Source organism: Ancrocorticia populi (assembly GCF_003123745.1).
Taxonomy (GTDB): Bacteria; Actinomycetota; Actinomycetes; order Actinomycetales; family Actinomycetaceae; genus Ancrocorticia; species Ancrocorticia populi.
On the sequence record NZ_QETB01000001.1, the window covers coordinates 127,809 to 145,147 of the forward strand.

At 56.4% G+C, this 17,339-nt stretch carries 15 protein-coding genes; 11 read left to right on the forward strand and 4 right to left on the reverse strand.

Going from position 1 to position 17,339, the window contains the following annotated elements; translation table 11 throughout:
• Positions 1–246: 246 nt before the first annotated feature.
• The 5 genes from DD236_RS00615 to DD236_RS00635 all read left to right on the forward strand — a co-directional run bounded on the left by DD236_RS00615 (position 247) and on the right by DD236_RS00635 (position 6,112).
• Entirely contained in the window at positions 247–1,740 is a 1,494-nt protein-coding gene (locus tag DD236_RS00615) for a CoA-acylating methylmalonate-semialdehyde dehydrogenase (RefSeq protein WP_109092454.1), read from the forward strand.
• Positions 1,741–1,971: 231 nt separating this feature from the next.
• The gene (locus tag DD236_RS00620) at positions 1,972–2,904 is read left to right on the forward strand and encodes a sugar phosphate isomerase/epimerase family protein (protein WP_109092455.1); all 933 of its coding nucleotides are present in this window, start codon (positions 1,972–1,974) and stop codon (positions 2,902–2,904) included.
• Between the two features lie 47 nt (positions 2,905–2,951).
• The gene (locus tag DD236_RS00625) at positions 2,952–3,959 is read left to right on the forward strand and encodes a Gfo/Idh/MocA family protein (protein WP_109092456.1); all 1,008 of its coding nucleotides are present in this window, start codon (positions 2,952–2,954) and stop codon (positions 3,957–3,959) included.
• Between the two features lie 191 nt (positions 3,960–4,150).
• Entirely contained in the window at positions 4,151–5,017 is an 867-nt protein-coding gene (locus DD236_RS00630) for a sugar phosphate isomerase/epimerase family protein (protein ID WP_109092457.1), read from the forward strand.
• 96 nt (positions 5,018–5,113) lie between these two features.
• Positions 5,114–6,112, forward strand: a complete 999-nt coding sequence (locus DD236_RS00635) for a LacI family DNA-binding transcriptional regulator (protein WP_207785640.1) — start codon at positions 5,114–5,116, stop codon at positions 6,110–6,112.
• On the opposite strand, the gene DD236_RS00640 is transcribed toward DD236_RS00635, so the two are convergent.
• Positions 6,109–7,074, reverse strand: coding sequence for a sugar phosphate isomerase/epimerase family protein (locus DD236_RS00640; protein ID WP_109092458.1), 966 nt, complete (start codon positions 7,072–7,074; stop codon positions 6,109–6,111). The genes DD236_RS00635 and DD236_RS00640 overlap by 4 nt on opposite strands.
• Complete coding sequence (locus DD236_RS00645; protein ID WP_109092459.1) at positions 7,074–8,105, reverse strand: Gfo/Idh/MocA family protein; 1,032 nt, start codon at positions 8,103–8,105, stop codon at positions 7,074–7,076. Before DD236_RS00645 ends, DD236_RS00640 begins: the two co-directional genes overlap by 1 nt.
• A 372-nt stretch (positions 8,106–8,477) precedes the next feature.
• On the opposite strand from DD236_RS00645, the gene DD236_RS00650 reads away from it, so the two are divergent.
• Positions 8,478–10,064: an MFS transporter gene (locus tag DD236_RS00650; protein ID WP_109092460.1), complete on the forward strand. Its 1,587-nt coding sequence runs from the start codon at positions 8,478–8,480 to the stop codon at positions 10,062–10,064.
• 170 nt (positions 10,065–10,234) lie between these two features.
• Here DD236_RS00650 and DD236_RS00655 read toward each other — a convergent pair whose 3' ends face one another.
• Positions 10,235–11,221: a LacI family DNA-binding transcriptional regulator gene (locus DD236_RS00655; protein ID WP_133246019.1), complete on the reverse strand. Its 987-nt coding sequence runs from the start codon at positions 11,219–11,221 to the stop codon at positions 10,235–10,237.
• Between the two features lie 313 nt (positions 11,222–11,534).
• Between DD236_RS00655 and DD236_RS00660 the strand changes: the two genes are divergently transcribed.
• Both DD236_RS00660 and DD236_RS00665 read left to right on the forward strand, forming a co-directional pair.
• The gene (locus tag DD236_RS00660) at positions 11,535–12,536 is read left to right on the forward strand and encodes a sugar phosphate isomerase/epimerase family protein (protein WP_109092462.1); all 1,002 of its coding nucleotides are present in this window, start codon (positions 11,535–11,537) and stop codon (positions 12,534–12,536) included.
• A 136-nt stretch (positions 12,537–12,672) separates the two neighbouring features.
• Positions 12,673–13,866 carry a Gfo/Idh/MocA family protein gene (locus DD236_RS00665; RefSeq protein WP_109092463.1) on the forward strand — a complete coding sequence of 398 codons (1,194 nt, stop codon included), beginning with the start codon at positions 12,673–12,675 and terminating at the stop codon, positions 13,864–13,866.
• Positions 13,867–13,884: 18 nt separating this feature from the next.
• Here the strand turns inward: DD236_RS00665 and DD236_RS00670 are convergent, their stop codons facing one another.
• Complete coding sequence (locus DD236_RS00670) at positions 13,885–14,874, reverse strand: LacI family DNA-binding transcriptional regulator (RefSeq protein ID WP_109092464.1); 990 nt, start codon at positions 14,872–14,874, stop codon at positions 13,885–13,887.
• 322 nt (positions 14,875–15,196) lie between these two features.
• Between DD236_RS00670 and DD236_RS00675 the strand changes: the two genes are divergently transcribed.
• The 3 genes from DD236_RS00675 to DD236_RS00685 are packed head-to-tail and all read left to right on the forward strand — an operon-like array spanning position 15,197 to position 17,313.
• Positions 15,197–15,394, forward strand: a complete 198-nt coding sequence (locus DD236_RS00675) for a hypothetical protein (RefSeq protein ID WP_109092465.1) — start codon at positions 15,197–15,199, stop codon at positions 15,392–15,394.
• 12 nt (positions 15,395–15,406) lie between these two features.
• Entirely contained in the window at positions 15,407–16,396 is a 990-nt protein-coding gene (locus DD236_RS00680) for a Gfo/Idh/MocA family oxidoreductase (protein ID WP_109092466.1), read from the forward strand.
• 26 nt (positions 16,397–16,422) lie between these two features.
• Positions 16,423–17,313 carry a sugar phosphate isomerase/epimerase family protein gene (locus DD236_RS00685; protein WP_109092467.1) on the forward strand — a complete coding sequence of 297 codons (891 nt, stop codon included), beginning with the start codon at positions 16,423–16,425 and terminating at the stop codon, positions 17,311–17,313.
• Positions 17,314–17,339: the final 26 nt, after the last annotated feature.

Genomic DNA, 17,339 nt, shown 5'->3' on the forward strand with positions numbered 1-17,339 from the left:
TCCAGATTGTCTCCCGCACTCTATTAGTCACTATCTAACTGTGAATCATAAGAACATGAAGTTTGCGTCATAAAGCCGAAGAACCTAGCAACTTCGGTAGACGGTGCGTTTGCAGCACAAGAAAGAATGCAACACTTCACATATGTCATGACAAAAGTCCTACGATGGGTTAAAGTAGTGGTGAGCATGGCACATGCGCCTGCAAGCACCATAAGGTGTGAAACATTGAACAAGGAGTTCGCGACGATGAAGACGATTGAACACTGGGTAGACGGTGCTTACTACGAGGGCACCCCAACTGGCCGTTTTGCTGTGGAAAACCCAGCTACCGGTGAAGTGGAAGCCGAACTGCTCCAAGCCTCGGATGCAGATCTGGATCATGCCGTTGAAGTTGCTAAGAAGGCCCAAAAAGAGTGGGCGAATGTCCCGCTTGCCAAGCGCGTGGACATCATGTTTAAGATGCGCCAACTCGTATTGGACCATCAGGATGAGATGGCCAAGCTGATCGTTGCAGAGCACGGCAAGAACTACTCAGACGCCATCGGCGAAATCCAGCGCGGTCGCGAGACCCTCGACTTTGCATGTGGAATCAACGCGGCACTGAAGGGTGAGCACTCGTTCAATATCTCTCGCGGTGTTGATATCCATACAATGCGCCAGCCCGTCGGTGTTGTTGCTGGCATCTGCCCATTCAACTTCCCCGCCATGGTTCCGATGTGGATGCATCCGGTGGCTATTGCCACTGGTAACGCATTTATCCTCAAGCCTGCATCGGCCACGCCCTCCGCGGCGCTGCTCACAGCCAAGCTGTACAAGGAAGCCGGGCTTCCCGATGGCGTGTTCAACGTGGTGTCCGGTAACCGCACGATGGTGACGAAGGTGCTGGAGCATCCCGGTATTGATGCTATCTCCTTCGTGGGTTCTACCCCGGTTGCCCACATCGTTCAGGACACCGGAGTTTCGCACGGCAAGCGCGTTCAGGCACTCGGTGGCGCCAATAACCACGCGATCGTCCTCCCCGATGCGGACCTAGACTTCGCGGCAGGCCACATCTCGGCTGCAGCCTTCGGAGCAGCTGGCGAGCGATGCATGGCCCTGCCGGTTGTGGTAGCTGTTGGTGGCGTTGGCGAAACTCTCGCTAACAAGGTCAAGGCCCATGCCGAGGGCATTAAGGTTGGCCCCGGTCTAGAAGAGGGCGTTGAGATGGGTCCTGTTATCGACGCAAAGGCGAAGACACGAATCGTTGACCTTATTGATGACGCCGAAAAGCGTGGAGCAGATGTGGTTATGGATGGCCGCAACTTCGTGGTGCCAGGCCACGAAAATGGCCACTTCCTCAAGCCAACCATTCTCAACAAGGTGACGCTGGATTCCCCGGTTTACCAAGAAGAGGTCTTTGGCCCGGTTTTGACGATCGTTGAGGCGGACAGCTACGAAGAGGCCATCGAAATCGTCAACTCCTCGGAGTTTGGCAACGGTGCGGCAATCTTCACGAACGATGGCGGCATGGCCCGCCGCTTCACACTGGACGTTGAAGCTGGCATGGTGGGTATCAATGTTCCGATCCCAACGCCGGTGGCCTACTACTCGTTCGGCGGATGGAAGGATTCACTGCTTGGCGATACCCACATCCACGGTCCCGAAGGCGTCAAGTTCTACACCCGCGGCAAGGCAATCACGTCCCGCTGGCCCTCCGAGGCTACGTACGAAGCGACGATGTCCTTCCAACGCGAGGATTAAGAGATTCGCTGAGTGAGGAGTGGGTGGTTGCCTTTTAGGTGGCCACCCGCTTTTCTTATGCTTGTTCGCGTACGGGTGCTACGCCGTCGTCGTCAAAACCGGACCTTTGCCCTAAAGAAAGAAACAAATGTACTCAAGTTTCTTCAAATGACTGTACAAATCTGAACCTCGTGCGATAGAGTATTAGCGCGCTCCAAAGATGGAGTCTCAAGGACGAGGAGAGGAGAGGCCATGGCCTCGAAGGCACGGAATACGAACGATCCCAAGTACTCGAAGCTAGCAATTGGCGTTTGTCCTGATCAGTGGGGAGTCTGGTTCCCTGAAGATGAGAAGCAGATGCACCCGCGCCAAGCAATGGAAGAAATGGCGGCAGCAGGTTTCGAGATCATCGAAACTGGCCCCTACGGCTACTTCCCGAAGGATCCGAAGGAGCTCGCGAAGTGGACAACCGAGCTTGGTCTCAAGGTTGTGGCGGGAACCGGCTGGGGAATCCTCCATAAGAAGGAAGCTTGGGCCGATACAGAGAAGACGTTCCGCGCGATCGCGGAAACGCACGCCGCTGTAGGTGCGGAATACATCGTGCACCTGCCTCCGCTCTACCGCGATGACAAGACGTGGGAGTGGACCGATGATCGCGTCCTGTCCCCAGATGCTTGGAAGCTATACGTAGATAACGCAAACCGTCTTGGCGCTATGCTCCTTGATGAGTACGGACTCAAGATGGTGCTGCATCCCCACGGTGATTCCCACATTGAAACCCCGGAGGAGATCGCCCGGATCTTCGATGCAACGGATCCGAAGTACGTGAACCTGTGCCTCGATTCTGGCCACGTTGTGTATGGCGGCGGCGATCCGGTACAGCTGATCAAGGATTACCCCGAGCGCATCACCTATGTTCACATCAAGGCGTTTGATGAGGACATCACCAAGGAAGCGCATGAGAAGGATTGGCCATTTGGTGAGGCCGTCACCAAGGGTGCATCCGTGTGTCCGCCTGCAGGCCTGCCTGAAATGCATGCATTCGTGGATGCGTTGGCGGAGCTGGACAAGGATATCTACTGCATCTGCGAGCAGGACTGCTACCCGTGTGAGCCAACGTTCCCGAAGCAGAACGCAATCAATATGCGCAACTACCTGGCCGAATGTGGTCTGGGCCTGAAGTAAGAACGCACGTAAAGCAGAAACTGACTCATAGAAGAGAAGGACAAACAATGACTGTTCGTATTGGACTCATTGGTGCTGGCGGCATGGGCCGCGCACACGTAGATCGTATTGAGAACGACCTAGCTGGCGGCAAGATCGTGGCCGTTGCTGATATCAACATTGAGGGCGCGAAGGCCGTTGCCGAACCGCTGGGTGCCAAGGCCTACGGTACGGGCGCGGAGCTGATCGCTGACCCGGATGTGGACGCGGTTCTGATTGCCACCTTCGGCAAGGTGCACGCACCGGACGTTATCGCTGCAATCGAGGCTGGCAAGTACGTACTCTCCGAGAAGCCGCTGGCAACCACCCCCGAGGATTGCATCGCCATTATGGAGGCGGAGCAGAAGGCCGGCAAGCATCTGGTCACTGTTGGCTTCATGCGCCGTTTTGACAAGGGCTACAACGAGATGCGCGATGTTCTCAACAGTGGCGATCTTGGCTACGCTACCCTAGTTCACTGCCGCCATCGCAACCCCTCCGTCCCGGAGAACTACACCACTCGGAACATGATTGACGATACGGCGATTCACGAGATCGATACGTGCCGTTACCTGCTGGGCGAAGAGATCGTTTCGGTCCGTGTAGATACTCCGCGCGCCACCTCCAAGAAGTTTGATCACCTGCAGGATCCTCTTGTCCTGGTGGCCAAGACGGAGAATGGCATCCTTATCGACGATGAGGTTAACGTCAATATCCAGTTTGGCTACTCCATTGAGTGTGAGCTGGTTATGGAGGCCGGCACGGTCCGGCTAACCGATCAGGAGCACTCGGCCATTCGCACTGGACAGGTTGATAAGCACGCAATTTGTCAGAGCCACGTGGATCGGTTCCAGGACGCGTTTAATCAGGAGTTCCAGCAGTGGATTCGCGCTGTTGAGCGCGATGAGCACACTGGTTCATCGTCGTGGGACGGCTACGCAGCAACCTGCGTTGTGGATGCAGGTCTGGAATCCCTCGAGAATGGCGGTAAGGAAGTTGCTGTCAAGATGATTGAGAAGCCAGCGTTCTACGCCTGATAGTTGAGTAGGTAGGGCCCGCGTTTGTGTGGGCCCCACCTCGCTACGTAAGGTGCGGGATTACCTCCAGAGGTTCTTAACTAACGCGCGTTATGCTAGATTTGTTATTACATTGTCGACGACGACGGCCGCCGCCCGTTCTGCTATACCGCACGGCTCGGGAGGCGCTCTCTAGATGAAAGGAGCATGTCATGGTTGATATCGCACTAGACCCGAACATGTATTACCGCACGATGTCCACGGCCCAGACCCTGCACAAGGCGGCAGAGCTTGGCTTCAAGCACGTTGAGCTTTCCCCGAACACTGAGTTTCACCTATGGCACCACTACCCGAAGGGCGACGATCAATTCGTTGCGGAGCTGAAGCAGGCATCGAAGGATACGGGTGTGACGGTTCGTACCCTCAATCCGGTGTTCAACTGGTCCTCGACCGATGAAACGGAACGGCAGGCTCAGGTCCGTAACTGGCGCCGCCTGCTGGAGCTCGCTGACCAGATCGGCGTTCGCGAGATTGTTTCTGAGTTCTCAGGGAACCCGAACACCCCAGGAGAGTGTGAGGCACAGTGGTACCGCTCTCTTGAAGAGCTGGCCCCTGTGTTTGAGAACTATGGGATCTCGCTCAATATGGAAGCCCATCCCTACGATTTCGTTGAAACACAGGAAGAGGCGTACGCGATCATTCGCGGCGCAAACCTTGAATGGTTGGGCTACGAATACTGCGCCCCGCATACTTTCCATCTGAGCAAGGGCCTCGGTAATGCTGGTGAGATGATCAGGGCCGCTGCGCCGAAGTTGCGAGAGGTCCATATCTCCGATTCCTACAATCACCTTGCTAATGACGGTAATCGTTACATCATCAATCCTCCGGGTGTTGATGCTCGCGTGCACCAGCACAATGAGATCGGCCAGGGCGAAGTCCCGTGGGATGAGGTCTTCAGTGCGTTGCGGGAGATCAATTTTGACGGGGTTCTTTCTGTGTGTATCTTCGGGTGGCATGAGTGGGCGGATGAGATGAACGTGCGTGTTCTTGAACGCCTGAAGAAGGAGTTTAACCAGTAGCGATATAGTTCAGCTGGTGGTGGCTGCGGGGGTGAAGCTTAACTTCACCCCCCGCAGTTGCATGCCGATCGTATGGATCAGTATTTAGGGGGACTCATGGCTTCGCGGCCAACTCAGGCGGATGTGGCGGTTATTGCCGGCGTTTCACGGCAGACTGTTTCCCTCGTAGTTCGTGATGATCCGCGCGTTTCTGATCAGAAGCGAGACGCTGTCCATGCCGCAATGCAGGAGCTGGGCTACCACACGAATCTTGCAGCACGTGCACTGGCGAGTAACCGGACTCGGTTTATCGGGATCGTTCTCTCGGTCATGGACAACCCGTTTCATTCTCACCTCGTGGAACTGATCCGCCAACACTGCGAGACCGCTAATTTAATCCCCTTCATCGCTCCCGTGGGAGAGAACACCGCGGAGGAATCGATTGCCATAACCCGATTCAGCGAACTCAATGTGGACGGTCTCATCCTCATCTCGCCACTTCTTGAAGAGGACCAGATTCAAGGGATTGCTTCTCGAACACCAACGGTTTTGGTCACGCGCAACGTTGGTCCAGAGAATGCGGATTTGGTGCATACCGATGATGTGGCTGGCGGCAGGATGGCTACCGAGCATCTTCTTGACGCGGGATACGAACGGGTGATCTTCCTTGGGTACGATCGCCCCGTTCCGGGGGATTCGTCCGTTCTGCGTTGGCGCGGCTATGAGCAGGTGATGGGCGAAGTTGCCCAAGCACCGCACAGCTACCTCAGGCCGAAAGAAGCCGTTACCGCTACCGCCCGCTCAATCTTGGAGCAGTTCGGTGCCGGAACTGGAATTGTCTGCCACAATGACATGATCGCCATCGAGGTGATCGGAGTTCTTGGTGAGTTTGGTCTAGCGCTTGGTAAGGATATTGGAATCGTCGGTTTTGACAACACCAGAATTGGGGCGCTGCCGGCGATCTCTCTGACGTCGATTGATCAGCAAACCGAAGAGATCGCCCGGAAGGCGATGAACTTTCTGACAGAACGAGTCGAGGGACAGCGGAGTGACCGCAAGAATCTCTCACTGCCATCAACGTTGATCCCCCGAGGGTCTACTCAGAGAACCCGCTAAATATCCTGAGGCTTCCAGCTTGCCGGTTTGACGGGGAGCACGCCGCGCAACAGGTTGACGGTTTGCTCGAGTCCCTCAACTGAATCGAGGACAACGTCCTCATGTTCGATCGCGAGGGTACCGTCGTAGCCGGCTGAACGCAGCTCGCACAAGAACTGGCCCCAGAACTGTTGGCCACCTGGGTATCCGAGACCGAGGGTGACGTAGTTCCATGGCCTCTCCCCGTGTTGCTCGGGAGGTTGGGTTCCGAGGATTCCGTTTGCAGCAACAACGTGGTGCTGGAAGCGTGAATCCTTGGCGTGGACGTTATAGATCGCGCCATTGAGAGCGCGGGCGACTGCCAGCGGATCGGCACCCATCCACATCGGATGCGATGGATCGAGGTTTGCGCCCACATTCTCACCCACCGCGGATCGCAGCCGTAGCAATGTGTCCGCGTTGTAGACGAGTTGGGAACCGTGCATCTCAATAGCGAAGCGAACACCGCGTTCCTGACCAAAAGCTGCCAGCTCACGCCAATACGGAATCGCCACGTCGTTCCACTGGTAATCGAGTATCGTCTGGGTCTCGGGCGGCCACGAGGTGGTCACCCAGTTGGGGGTTGTGTCCCCGGCTGCACCGCCGGGCAATCCAGACATGAGCACAACGGTGGGGACGCCGAGCAAAGAAGCGAGTTCTACGGCATTGCGAACAACGCGATCGATTTCCGGTCCGATCACTGGATGGAGCTGGTTACCGTTGGCGTTTAGAGCAGAGATGCGGAGTCCACGAGATTCGATTGCGCCCACGAAGCGTTGGCGCGCCGCTGAATCGGCAAGGAGCTCGCGAGCATTGATGTGAGGGGCCGAAGACCACCCGCCGGTGGGGAACTCAAGATCTGTGATACGTAGGGTCGCGGCTTGGTCAAGCATTTCCTCGAAGGGGAGATGCGCGAGGGAGTCTGTCACCATTCCGATGCGCATTAGCCCAATACCTCCTCAATGGCTGGGACGGCTACTTGGACACCGCCGCGTTCCATGGATTCAACAAGCGCGTTGGCAACGTTTGTTGCCCGCAGCGCGTCTGTTGCGGTAGCTGCGCCTTCTGGGATCTGCTTGGCGGAGGCCGCCTGAACCCAAGCATTGAGTTCTGCACGGTAGGCGGCAGCAAACCGCGGCCGCCAGTCCGCGGGATACGCCGATGATGCTGTGAGATTCTTACTGACAAGTACGGGGTTTTCCTCAACCAATGTTGGGACCCGTGGGAGTTCTACGTTGGCTGTCTCGCACACAAGCTCGCAGCGGACATCGTAGCCGTATTGCGCCTGGACCTGAACTTCGACTGTATGGAGCACGCCAGCTGCATCTGTCATGAGGTAGAACTGGGGGTCGAGGCGCTTGGTGATGAGAGAAGATCCTTTACCGCTTGTCCACTGAACGTGGGCGATCGGACTACCTGCCAGCCAAGGAATCGTGTCGATCTCGTGGATGCCAGAATTCGTGATGGTGTCTGATGAGGTGCCATCTGGATGGGCATCGACATTGCGGTGGACTGAGTGAGACATGAGTAGTGCTCCGTCCATCCCGGTCACTAGACGCTGCTTGAGAGCGAGGTAGCCAGGATCGAAACGTCGCATGAAACCAACGGTCACGAGGGATTCGCCTAGCTCGCGCTCGCGGTGTACAACCCCTGCTGCCTCGTCAGCGGTAGGGGCTAGAGGCTTCTCGCATAGGACGGGAAGGCCGCGCTCCATTGCTCTGATGGTGAGCCCGGCGTGGAAACGATCAGGTGCGGCGATGATCACGGCGTCCACCTCACCAGAGTCGATGAGCTCTTCGCCACTGCTAAAAACGTGCTCCGCTCCAGCTTGAGCCGCGAGGCTGCTGGCCGCTGCGGTGTTCACGTCGGCTACGGCCACGAGCCGTCCTCCAGCAATTCCAGAAGCGAAGTTTCGTGCATGGTCCTGTCCCATGACGCCGGTACCGATGATTCCAACTCTAAGTGTTTCAGCCATTGTTCCTCCTTGAATGACGGCAAATGTTTGATAAATGTAGCGTATCGCTCAAAGATTGAGATGACAAGGAAGTATTCCTAACTGCATGTGCTCTTGAGGTGGTTTGGTTTCTCTTCCATCAAGTTTTGTGAAAATCCTAGGCTGTTGAGGATGTGATACACACTGAGGATGAAATAGGATTACGGAAGAGCATGACAGTAGGTACCGATGTGTTGGCGTCGCGAGTCACTTAAAAACTGCTTCAAACTTTGTCTGGACAAACAACCGTTAGCGATGTACCCTCGGTTTAGAGCGTTCCAATCGCTATAAGCGCTCAACTCAATGATGAGTGCCCCGCCAACAGGAGGCGGGCTCGGATGGAGGTTAATCCACATGACAGCTACACCTGAAGGGGCGATTCGGCGCGATCCGACGTCCGCAGAGATTGAGGAGTTGGTGGCGGATACGCCCCCCTCGGGGAAGAAGCGTTCCCTCGGCTTTCTGGCAATCGTTGCCTGCCTTGGCTCACTTCTCTTTGGTTACGACACTGGCGTTATCGCTGGCGCGTTGCCGTTCATGCACATGCCGACTGATGCAGGTGGACTGCAATTGACGTCATTCGAGGAGGGCCTCATTGGAGGCCTCCTCGCAATCGGCGCGGCACTCGGGGCAATTGTTGGTGGCCGGATGTCGGACCGTTGGGGACGCCGCCACAACATCACGATGCTCGCTATCGTGTTCATCATCGGCACAGTTGGGTGCACTATTGCCCCGAATATCTGGGTTCTCTACCCCTTCCGCATAGTCCTCGGATTTGCTGTTGGCGGTGCCTCCGCAACGGTTCCGGTGTTCCTTGCCGAGAGCGCGCCCAAGCGACTACGTGGTCCGCTAGTGGCAATTGATCAGTTCATGATCGTGTTTGGTCAGCTCGTTGCCTACACGATGAATGCATGGATTTCTTCCCATAACGGTGGGCCGCAGGTAGAAACCACTGACGGCCACATGTCTTGGGACGAAGCAATCCCTATTCTCGAGCAGCTCACCATCACCGGAGGAAACGGTGACGCATGGCGCCTCATGCTTGTTCTGGCAACGATCCCGGCTGTTGCCCTGTGGATCGGTATCCGCATGCTTCCCGAGTCCTCGCGCTGGTATGCAGCGAACTTCCGGTACCCGGAAGCGATCGGAGCTCTCAAGCGTTTGCGCGATGAAGAGAAGGACGGTCCCGTTGCCATCGAAATTGAACAGATGGTGGAGGTCAATCGTCAGGAGGAAGAGGCGGAAAAGTGGACTCTTCGTCAGGCATGGAACACCAAGTGGACTAAGAAGATCCTGCTCATCGGCATTACACTGGGCTGTTTTGATCAGCTCACGGGTATTAACACGGCTATGTACTACTTGCCGAAGGTTCTCCATGCGGTGGGCTTTAGCTCGGCGGATTCCATCACCCTGAACGTTTATACGGGCATCGCTTCGTGTATTGGTGCTGGTACGGGCCTATGGGCGGTTGCAAGGTTCCTGCGCCGCCACGTGGGAATGTATCAAGAAGCTGGCATTACCATCGCACTGTCCTCACTAGCACTAGTGTTTGCCTTTGGTGTTGCACCGTACGAGCTGGAAGATGGCACCTTCTCTGCGAATATGCCAGCGATGGTTCCGTGGCTGGTTCTGGTGCTAGTTGCCCTCTTTGTGTTCATCAAGCAGTCGGGCACGGTGGTGTGGATCTACATGGGTGAGCTCTTCCCCGCCAAGATTCGTGGTATTGGAAATGGGCTTGCCGTTGGATGTCTCTGGATCATGAACGCTATCGTGACCGCAGTGTTCCCGCCGATGATCGAGAACCTCGGCGGTGCGATAACCTACGGAATCTTTGCGGCGATTAACCTAGTGGCATTCCTCTTCTACTGGAAGGTTGTGCCCGAGACGAAGATCTACACGCTCGAGGAGATCGAGGAGCGCCTCGAAAAGGAGTACTCCTGACTTGGGATCCATCCCAAACAAGTGGGATGAGTACACTGTGAGAAATTTGGGAGATCGTGGCTGACTCCTAAATGAGGATCATTCCTTCATTTCCATTGGGTTTAGATCTGACGGGTGGTCCGGTGGGCGCAGTTCTTCGGAACTGCGCCCACTTCCTATTCCCGTGACGATTAGGACGTAGTTCGAACAGTCAAGGTTGGCTGAACGATGGAGTTGATCGCCACGGCATTGTCATCATTCTGTCTGCGGTTGACGTGGTTGAGTGCTGTCTGGATCAGCTCATGTGCGTCTTGGTGGATTGACGTCAAGGACCATTCTGGCCTTTGAGCAACATGGGTATCGTCGTAGCTGATAACCGCCACGTCCTTGCCCGCTGTGAGATTCAGCCGGTGTAACGCAGGGATCACATCCATGGCGAGCCTGTCATTGTGCACAACAATTGCTAACGAGTGTTCCTCATTCTGGGGGACGAAGCGGGCGATGAGCGGAGAGAGCGGTTGGTCCGCCTGAATGAGGGCAGAGTCCAGAGGAGTCTGCCCCAGTGCCACTTCAAGAGCTTTGAGCCGGTTATCTACCCACACGTTTCCGTCGTCAATCTCAGATGAGAGGTGGAGGATGCGCTTCCAACCACGTTCGCGGATATGCGCAGCGATAAGTTGAGCTGCTGCATTTTCATCCATATGGACGGTGTCCACTGCTCCGCCGATAGCTCCAGCGCCGATTACAACGGTTGGAAGGGAACGCCCCTGCTTGATGAGTTCTTCTGGAGGTTCCACCGGCGATACGACGATGACGCCGGCAACATCGAGCTCTTGAAGCTTGCGCAACACCTGGGCCTCGTGATCGGAGCGATTCAGCGACGTCACGATGAGGGGAAGGAGATCCAACTCCGTGGAGCTCTGCTGCAGCTCCGCTACGAGCGTCTCATAGAACGGGTTCCTGAGATCCGGTAGCACGAAGCCAAGCGTGGAGTGGAACTTGCCGGCTAGGGCTGCTGCGCCGATGTTCCGTACATATCCAAGTTCGTCGGCAATTGTGACGATACGGGCACGGGACTCCTCGCTAACGCCAGACGATCCTGACAGGGCGAGGGACACCAGACCGCGCGATACTCCCGCTGCGCGAGCAATATCGGATTGGGTGGGCCTTTGTTTCAATGGGATCCTCTGAGTGTCTGGGGGTGCGGTGCCTTGTTGTGGTGAGTCTTTTGGCGAGAGCTTACCAATAATTCGCCGGTATAGGGCCAAAGGCCCGGGTGGTGGATGTCCGTGCCTTGAGATTCGCAAATACCCGCTATTCTCTATTGACCTTACAAATATACCAATGTACTCTAAATATAGTAGCTAACGCGCGTTAGGTATTGAGATCGGAACCAATGGAGGCTTGTCTGGCTTGTTCTCGTGACAACCGATCTCACACCGTTGAGTCAGAAGGCCCAACGGAATCAATCGAAGAACATAGGAGTTCCTTATGTCGCTTAAGTACGGCGCATACACCGCTTGTCTTCACGATCGGTCGCTTGGCGATGCCCTTGACGTCCTCAAGGATGCCGGCCTCAGCGGTGCCGAAGTCAACGTTGGCGGATTCATCCCTTCTCCGCACTGCCCTGCCGAGGTTCTGCTTGGCTCCCAGGCTGCCCGCGACGAATACCTCGGAGTGTTCGAGGAGCATGGCGTTGAACTGACCGGCCTCAACACGTCCGGTAATCCCCTTTCCCCACTGCCTGAGGAAGGTATCATCCAGGCACATGAGCTCAAGCGTGGCATTCGTACCGCCGGAGCCCTCGGTATCAAGGAAATCGTCGCGATGTCCGGCACCCCGGGCACTGATGCAACAGCGAAGTACCCGACCTGGATCGTCAACCCTTGGAACGGCATTGATCTAGATATTCTGGACTACCAGTGGTCCGTTGCAGTGCCATTCTGGAAGGAAATCGATGCACTTGCTCGTGACAATGGCGTGGATGTGTGCCTAGAGCTACACCCCCGTAACCTCATCTTCAACGTCCCGGCCTTTGAGCGCCTTATCAATGAAACTGGTGCAACCAATATCAAGGTCAACATGGATCCCTCCCACTTGTTCTGGCAGCAGGCTGAGCCGATCGAGGCCATCAAGCGCCTCGGCTCCCACGTTGGTCACGTTCATGCCAAGGATACGAAGGTTTTCCCAGGGGTCGCTTACCGTGGCGTGCTGGATACAGATTACGGCCACCTGCCGCCCGAGGCGGCTGGCTCGGCTCCGTGCGCGGTTGGTCATGACTGCTCCGTGTGGCCCGAGGCTCCGGCGTGGCGCTTCGTTGCCTTCGGCCTCGGCCATGATGAGCAGTACTGGGCCGACTTCCTCAAGGCGCTCTCCGATGTAAATCCCAACATGGTCGTGAACATCGAGCACGAGGATGCCGAATACGGCAATGTCGAAGGCCTGAAGATCTCAGCCTCCAACTTGTTGAAGGCGGCGGCTCGGCTCGGCTAGGTCAAGTCGGCCACGACGCTGATGTACTGGTAGGGTCCCTGAAGCGCTATGGCGTATCGGGGGCCCTACTGTGCGTGGAAATCCATGATCGAGCGACAGCCCCCGGTAGAAGCAACGAATTCAATGGAGAGTTCTCATGTCAAGAGAAGTATTAGGAATCGGAGTTATCGGCCTCGGATGGATGGGACGCCTCCACACACGGTCGTACAAAGCACTCACGGAGCATTACCCAGAACTGGACGTGCAGATTCGGCTGGTCAACATCTGCGATCCGATCGAAGCGAATCGAGCCTTCGCCGTCGAATCGCTGGGGTTCGAGCGAGCAGTCGAGGATTACCACGATCTTCTCGCAGATCCAGAGGTTGACATTGTCTCAATCTGTTCACCGAACTACCTTCATCGGGAGATCGCGCTGGCAACCGCTGAGGCGGGCAAGCCTTTCTGGATTGAGAAGCCCATGGGAGTGTCCGCTGAGCAGTCAAAGGACATCGCCGTTGCGGCCCAGAATGCGGGAGTTGTAACCTGCGTCGGATTCAATTACCGCCACGTGCCCGCCATTGAAAAGGCGCGTGAGTTGGTTCGAGCCGGACGGCTGGGCCGCATCACCAACATGAGGTGCTGGCTTCTGGCCGATTACGCTGCATCTCCTCAAGGTCCACTTACGTGGCGGTATGATCGCAAGCTTGCTGGCGCCGGAATCGTTGGAGATCTCATGAGTCATGGTGCAGATCTTGTCCAGTACGTCTGTGGCCGGATCTCCTCTGTGTCCGCTCTGACGGATACGTTCATCATTGAGCGCCCCGTCCCCACCAAGGCCGGAATCGGCCACAGCGGTTGGGAGGTCTCCGATCAGCGTGGATCCGTGGGCAACGAGGATTACGTCGCCATGATGGTGCGATTGGACAACGGGGCTGTGGGTACGCTCGAATCCTCGCGCGTCTCTGTCGGGCCAAGAGCCGAGTATGCCCTAGAGGTGTATGGCACCGCGGGATCGCTTCGCTGGAACTTTGAGCGAATGAATGAGCTTGAGGTGTGTTGCGGATTCGAGAATGAGTTTCAGGGGTACACGCGCGTGATGGCCGGCCCAGACTTCCCGTCTTTCTCCCTCTTCCAACCCGGCGCCGGTGTGAGCATGGGTTTCGATGATCTGAAGACGGTTGAAGCGGCACAGTTTATTCAATCGGTCGCGACGGGTAGGCAGTTGGCGCCTTCGGCCGCAGATGGTTGGGCTGCAGCTGAGGTGGACGAGGCGACTGTTCTATCAGCGACTGATGGCCAGTGGCACGATGTCGCCAGAGTCACTGGGCAAACCACCCACGACACGGTCTGAACTGCAAGAGTCTTCTCGTTACGACGACGACCGCTTGACCAGACGGGGCGGGAACACCAGCTCTCGAGCCTCCCGATCGAAATATTCGGCACGCGAGTTGATCAGTTCGAGTACTGCTTGTGCTTGCCGCTCTAGCTTTTGGTCCACTGAGGTAAAGTTGCCGGCAAATTCGGCTGCCAGGCGGGTATTGTCGTAGCTGATGACGGCAGCGTCCTTGCCTACACGGAGGCCCGCACCGCGAAGCGCAGAAATGACTTCCATCGACAGGAAGTCGTTATGGCAGATGAATGCGGTTCGCGACTGACTTTGATTTGCCATCGCGTGTGAGATGGTGGCATCAATACCCGATGAGAACTCGAGCACGTCCAGTTTGACACCGAGGGCGGTGGCTTGGGCGGCGAGTGCACTGCGTCGGCGATCGAGGCCGCGGTCATGCTCGGTTGCGACATCCACGAGGTAGATGGCCTCTTTCCATCCGCGTGTTCGCACGTGCTCCAATACTGATTGAGCAGCGGCCGCCTCGTCGAGTCGGATGGAATCCACCTTGCCGCCGATATCGCTATCGCCAATAACAACGAGCGGAATTTTGGAGCCTGTCTCAACAAGATCCTTGCGATCCAACCCCGGGCTGAACACGGCGAGGCCTCGCACGCGTAGCTCCCGGAATCGCCGGATAACGTTCGCTTCCTTCGCAGGATCATTGTCGGCGGTGGCAACAAGGGGAAGTAGTGCGGATTCTTCGGCATTGGCATCTAGTGCAGCAATGAGGTCTTGAAAGAATGGATTATTGAAGTTTGGAGCCACTATCCCGATGATGGGCGAGTTAGAGGCCGAAGCGAGGGTTGCGGCAGAAAGGTCGCGCGTGTATCCCAATTCGGCGGCAACCTTTTCGATGCGCTGCCGGGTTTCGGCGGCCACACGCGGGGAGCCGGAGAGTGCCATGGATACCAGAGTGCGCGATACACCCGCTTGACGCGCAACTTCAGCTTGGGTGACAGCCGTGTACATTGCGCCTCCTCTCCTGTGCTGCACTTTTGACGCTCTGCTTGAACTTATCCTAGGTGTTGGCGAGACAGACTTCAGACGGCTGCAGATTTCTGAATTGTGCGCACATTTAACCTACGGGAGCAAGGCCCTGACAACGTTGACACGCTTCAATGTCGAAATCAAAAGGTAAATATAAGAGATCTCGGGCTTGACATAGCCTATTTATACGCTAGCCTTGACGTTGTAGGTGACGCGCGTCAATAGCGTGGATCACGTACTGGTCCCGTAGCTTTTGCGGAAAAGTGAAAACAAAGGCCGAATCGGTCGCATGCAAAGGAGCACAATGCGAGCTGAAGAAATGTCTAAAGCGGGCGTCGCGGCAGATGCTGACCTCGATGTACGTGATGATTCAGCGCAACCATGTGAAACGAAACGATGTATCGGCGCGCCAGCGATCGCTTTCTTCGTCAAGTTCGTGCCAGAAACCAAATATCACTCGCTCGAAGAACTCGAGATCCAGTTCCAAGAACAGTACAACTGATAGGACATCAAAATGATCAATATCGCTCAATTCGGCGCTGGCTTTATCGGCCAGGTCCACGCCAAGAATCTGTCCGAGCATCCGAGCGTCAATTTCGCTCGCGTCTATGATGCAGATCCGGCCCGGGCTCAGGCAGCGGCTGAAAAGTTTGGCACCACCGCCGCCGCCACGATCGAGGAGATCCTCGGGGATACTTCGATCGATGCCGTGCTGATCGCCTCCTCGACGAACACGCATGCAGACCTGCTCAAGGCGGCAGCCCGCGCTGGCAAGGCTGTATTCCTCGAAAAGCCTATCGATCTGAGCTACGAGGTAGCCCAAGACGCCGCGGCCGTGGCCAAGGAAGCGGGCGTGCCCGTGATGATCGATCTCAACCGCCGGTTCGATGCGTCGAACGAGGCCATTCGCGAGGCCGTACTCTCCGGTGAAATCGGCGATGTAGAACTCATTGAGCTGAGCTCGCGTGGCCCATCGCTGCCACCGATCGAGTACCTCAAGGTATCGGGTGGCCAGATGCGCGATCAGAACGTCCACTTCTTCGATCTCATGTGCTGGATCACGGGGTTGGAGCCGGTATCGGTTTCCGCTATGGGTTCAGCTTTGGTTGATCCTCAGGTTGCGGGGGTGGGGGACGTTGATACCTCCGTTGCCATCCTTAAGCTCTCCAACGGTGCACTATGTCAGATCGATGCCCAGCGGCGCATCGGGTATGGCTACGACGAGCGGATCGAGGTGAACGGATCGAAGTCCATGGTTGAGGCCGGGCGTCAACGCACTGGTTGGGTCAATCGGTACTCCAAAGATCAGATCTCTACCAACGGAATGCATGCGGGTTGGTTCGAACGAATTGAGCCCACCTATCGTGCGGCTCTCGATGCCTTCGTGGATGCACTAGAGAAGGGAGAGGCTCCATCGCCTTCCCTCGAGGACGGCCTGCGTGCTCAGCGCATCGCGGAAGCAGCCACCGAGGCTCTCACAACCGGAAAGGCCGTGCAACTCTAACGCCCACACTGAATCAAAGGAGCACTATGAAACTCTCAATGAACGTGACGTCCACCTTCTTCGGAAACGTCGTCAATGACATCAAGGTGGCTAAGGAAGTCGGATTCGACGGCATCGAGCTTCAGAACCCGAAAATGGATCGCTACCTCGAAGCCGGGTACACCGCCGAAAGCGTGGTCCCTATGCTCGATGGCATCGAGGTATCAGCATACGGTGCCCTGCAAGAAATGGAAGATGATGCTTTCCGTGCTGAGGCCGAGCGCTTAGCAAGCCAAGCCCAGCTTTTCGGAGCGCCAACGCTTCAGATGTGCACAGGTCCGGTGGACGTTCAGGTGGTTAAGGATTTCAAGGCGGGCAAGCTCGCTGCGAACGATCCTCGTTACCGCGGCCTGCTCGGCGTGCCGGAAAAGGAACTCATCGAGAAGACGGCCAAGCGCATCGGCCTAGCCGCGGACATTGCAAAGGATCACGGCCTTGGCCTGTTTATCGAGCCACTCGGATGGGCACCGGTCAACGCTTTGCCTCAAGCGTTGCAGATCCTCGAGTTAGCCAAGCGTGACAATCTCGGGATCGTTGTTGATTTCTGGCATTTCTTTGTTGCCGGCGATACGCCCGAGGATGTGGCCAAGCTCGATCCGTCGATTATCCACGCGGTTCATGTATGCGACGGCCTCACGGTACCCGCAGGCGAGGTCCCCGATCAGGCCATCTCCCGCAACATCTGGACTGGTGGAGGTGATATCCCGTTGCAAGAGTGGGTGGATTCCGTCAAGGCCACTGGCTATGACGGGTGGTGGACCTCGGAGATCTTCTGCGATAAGACCCAAGAACTCGATTTCAATCTGGTAGCTGGGGCACTTCGCGACAACATGCAGATTCTCGTATCTGGAAAGCCAGGCGGAAAGTTCGCCAAGTAAGAGTATCGATCTATACAACGAAGTAA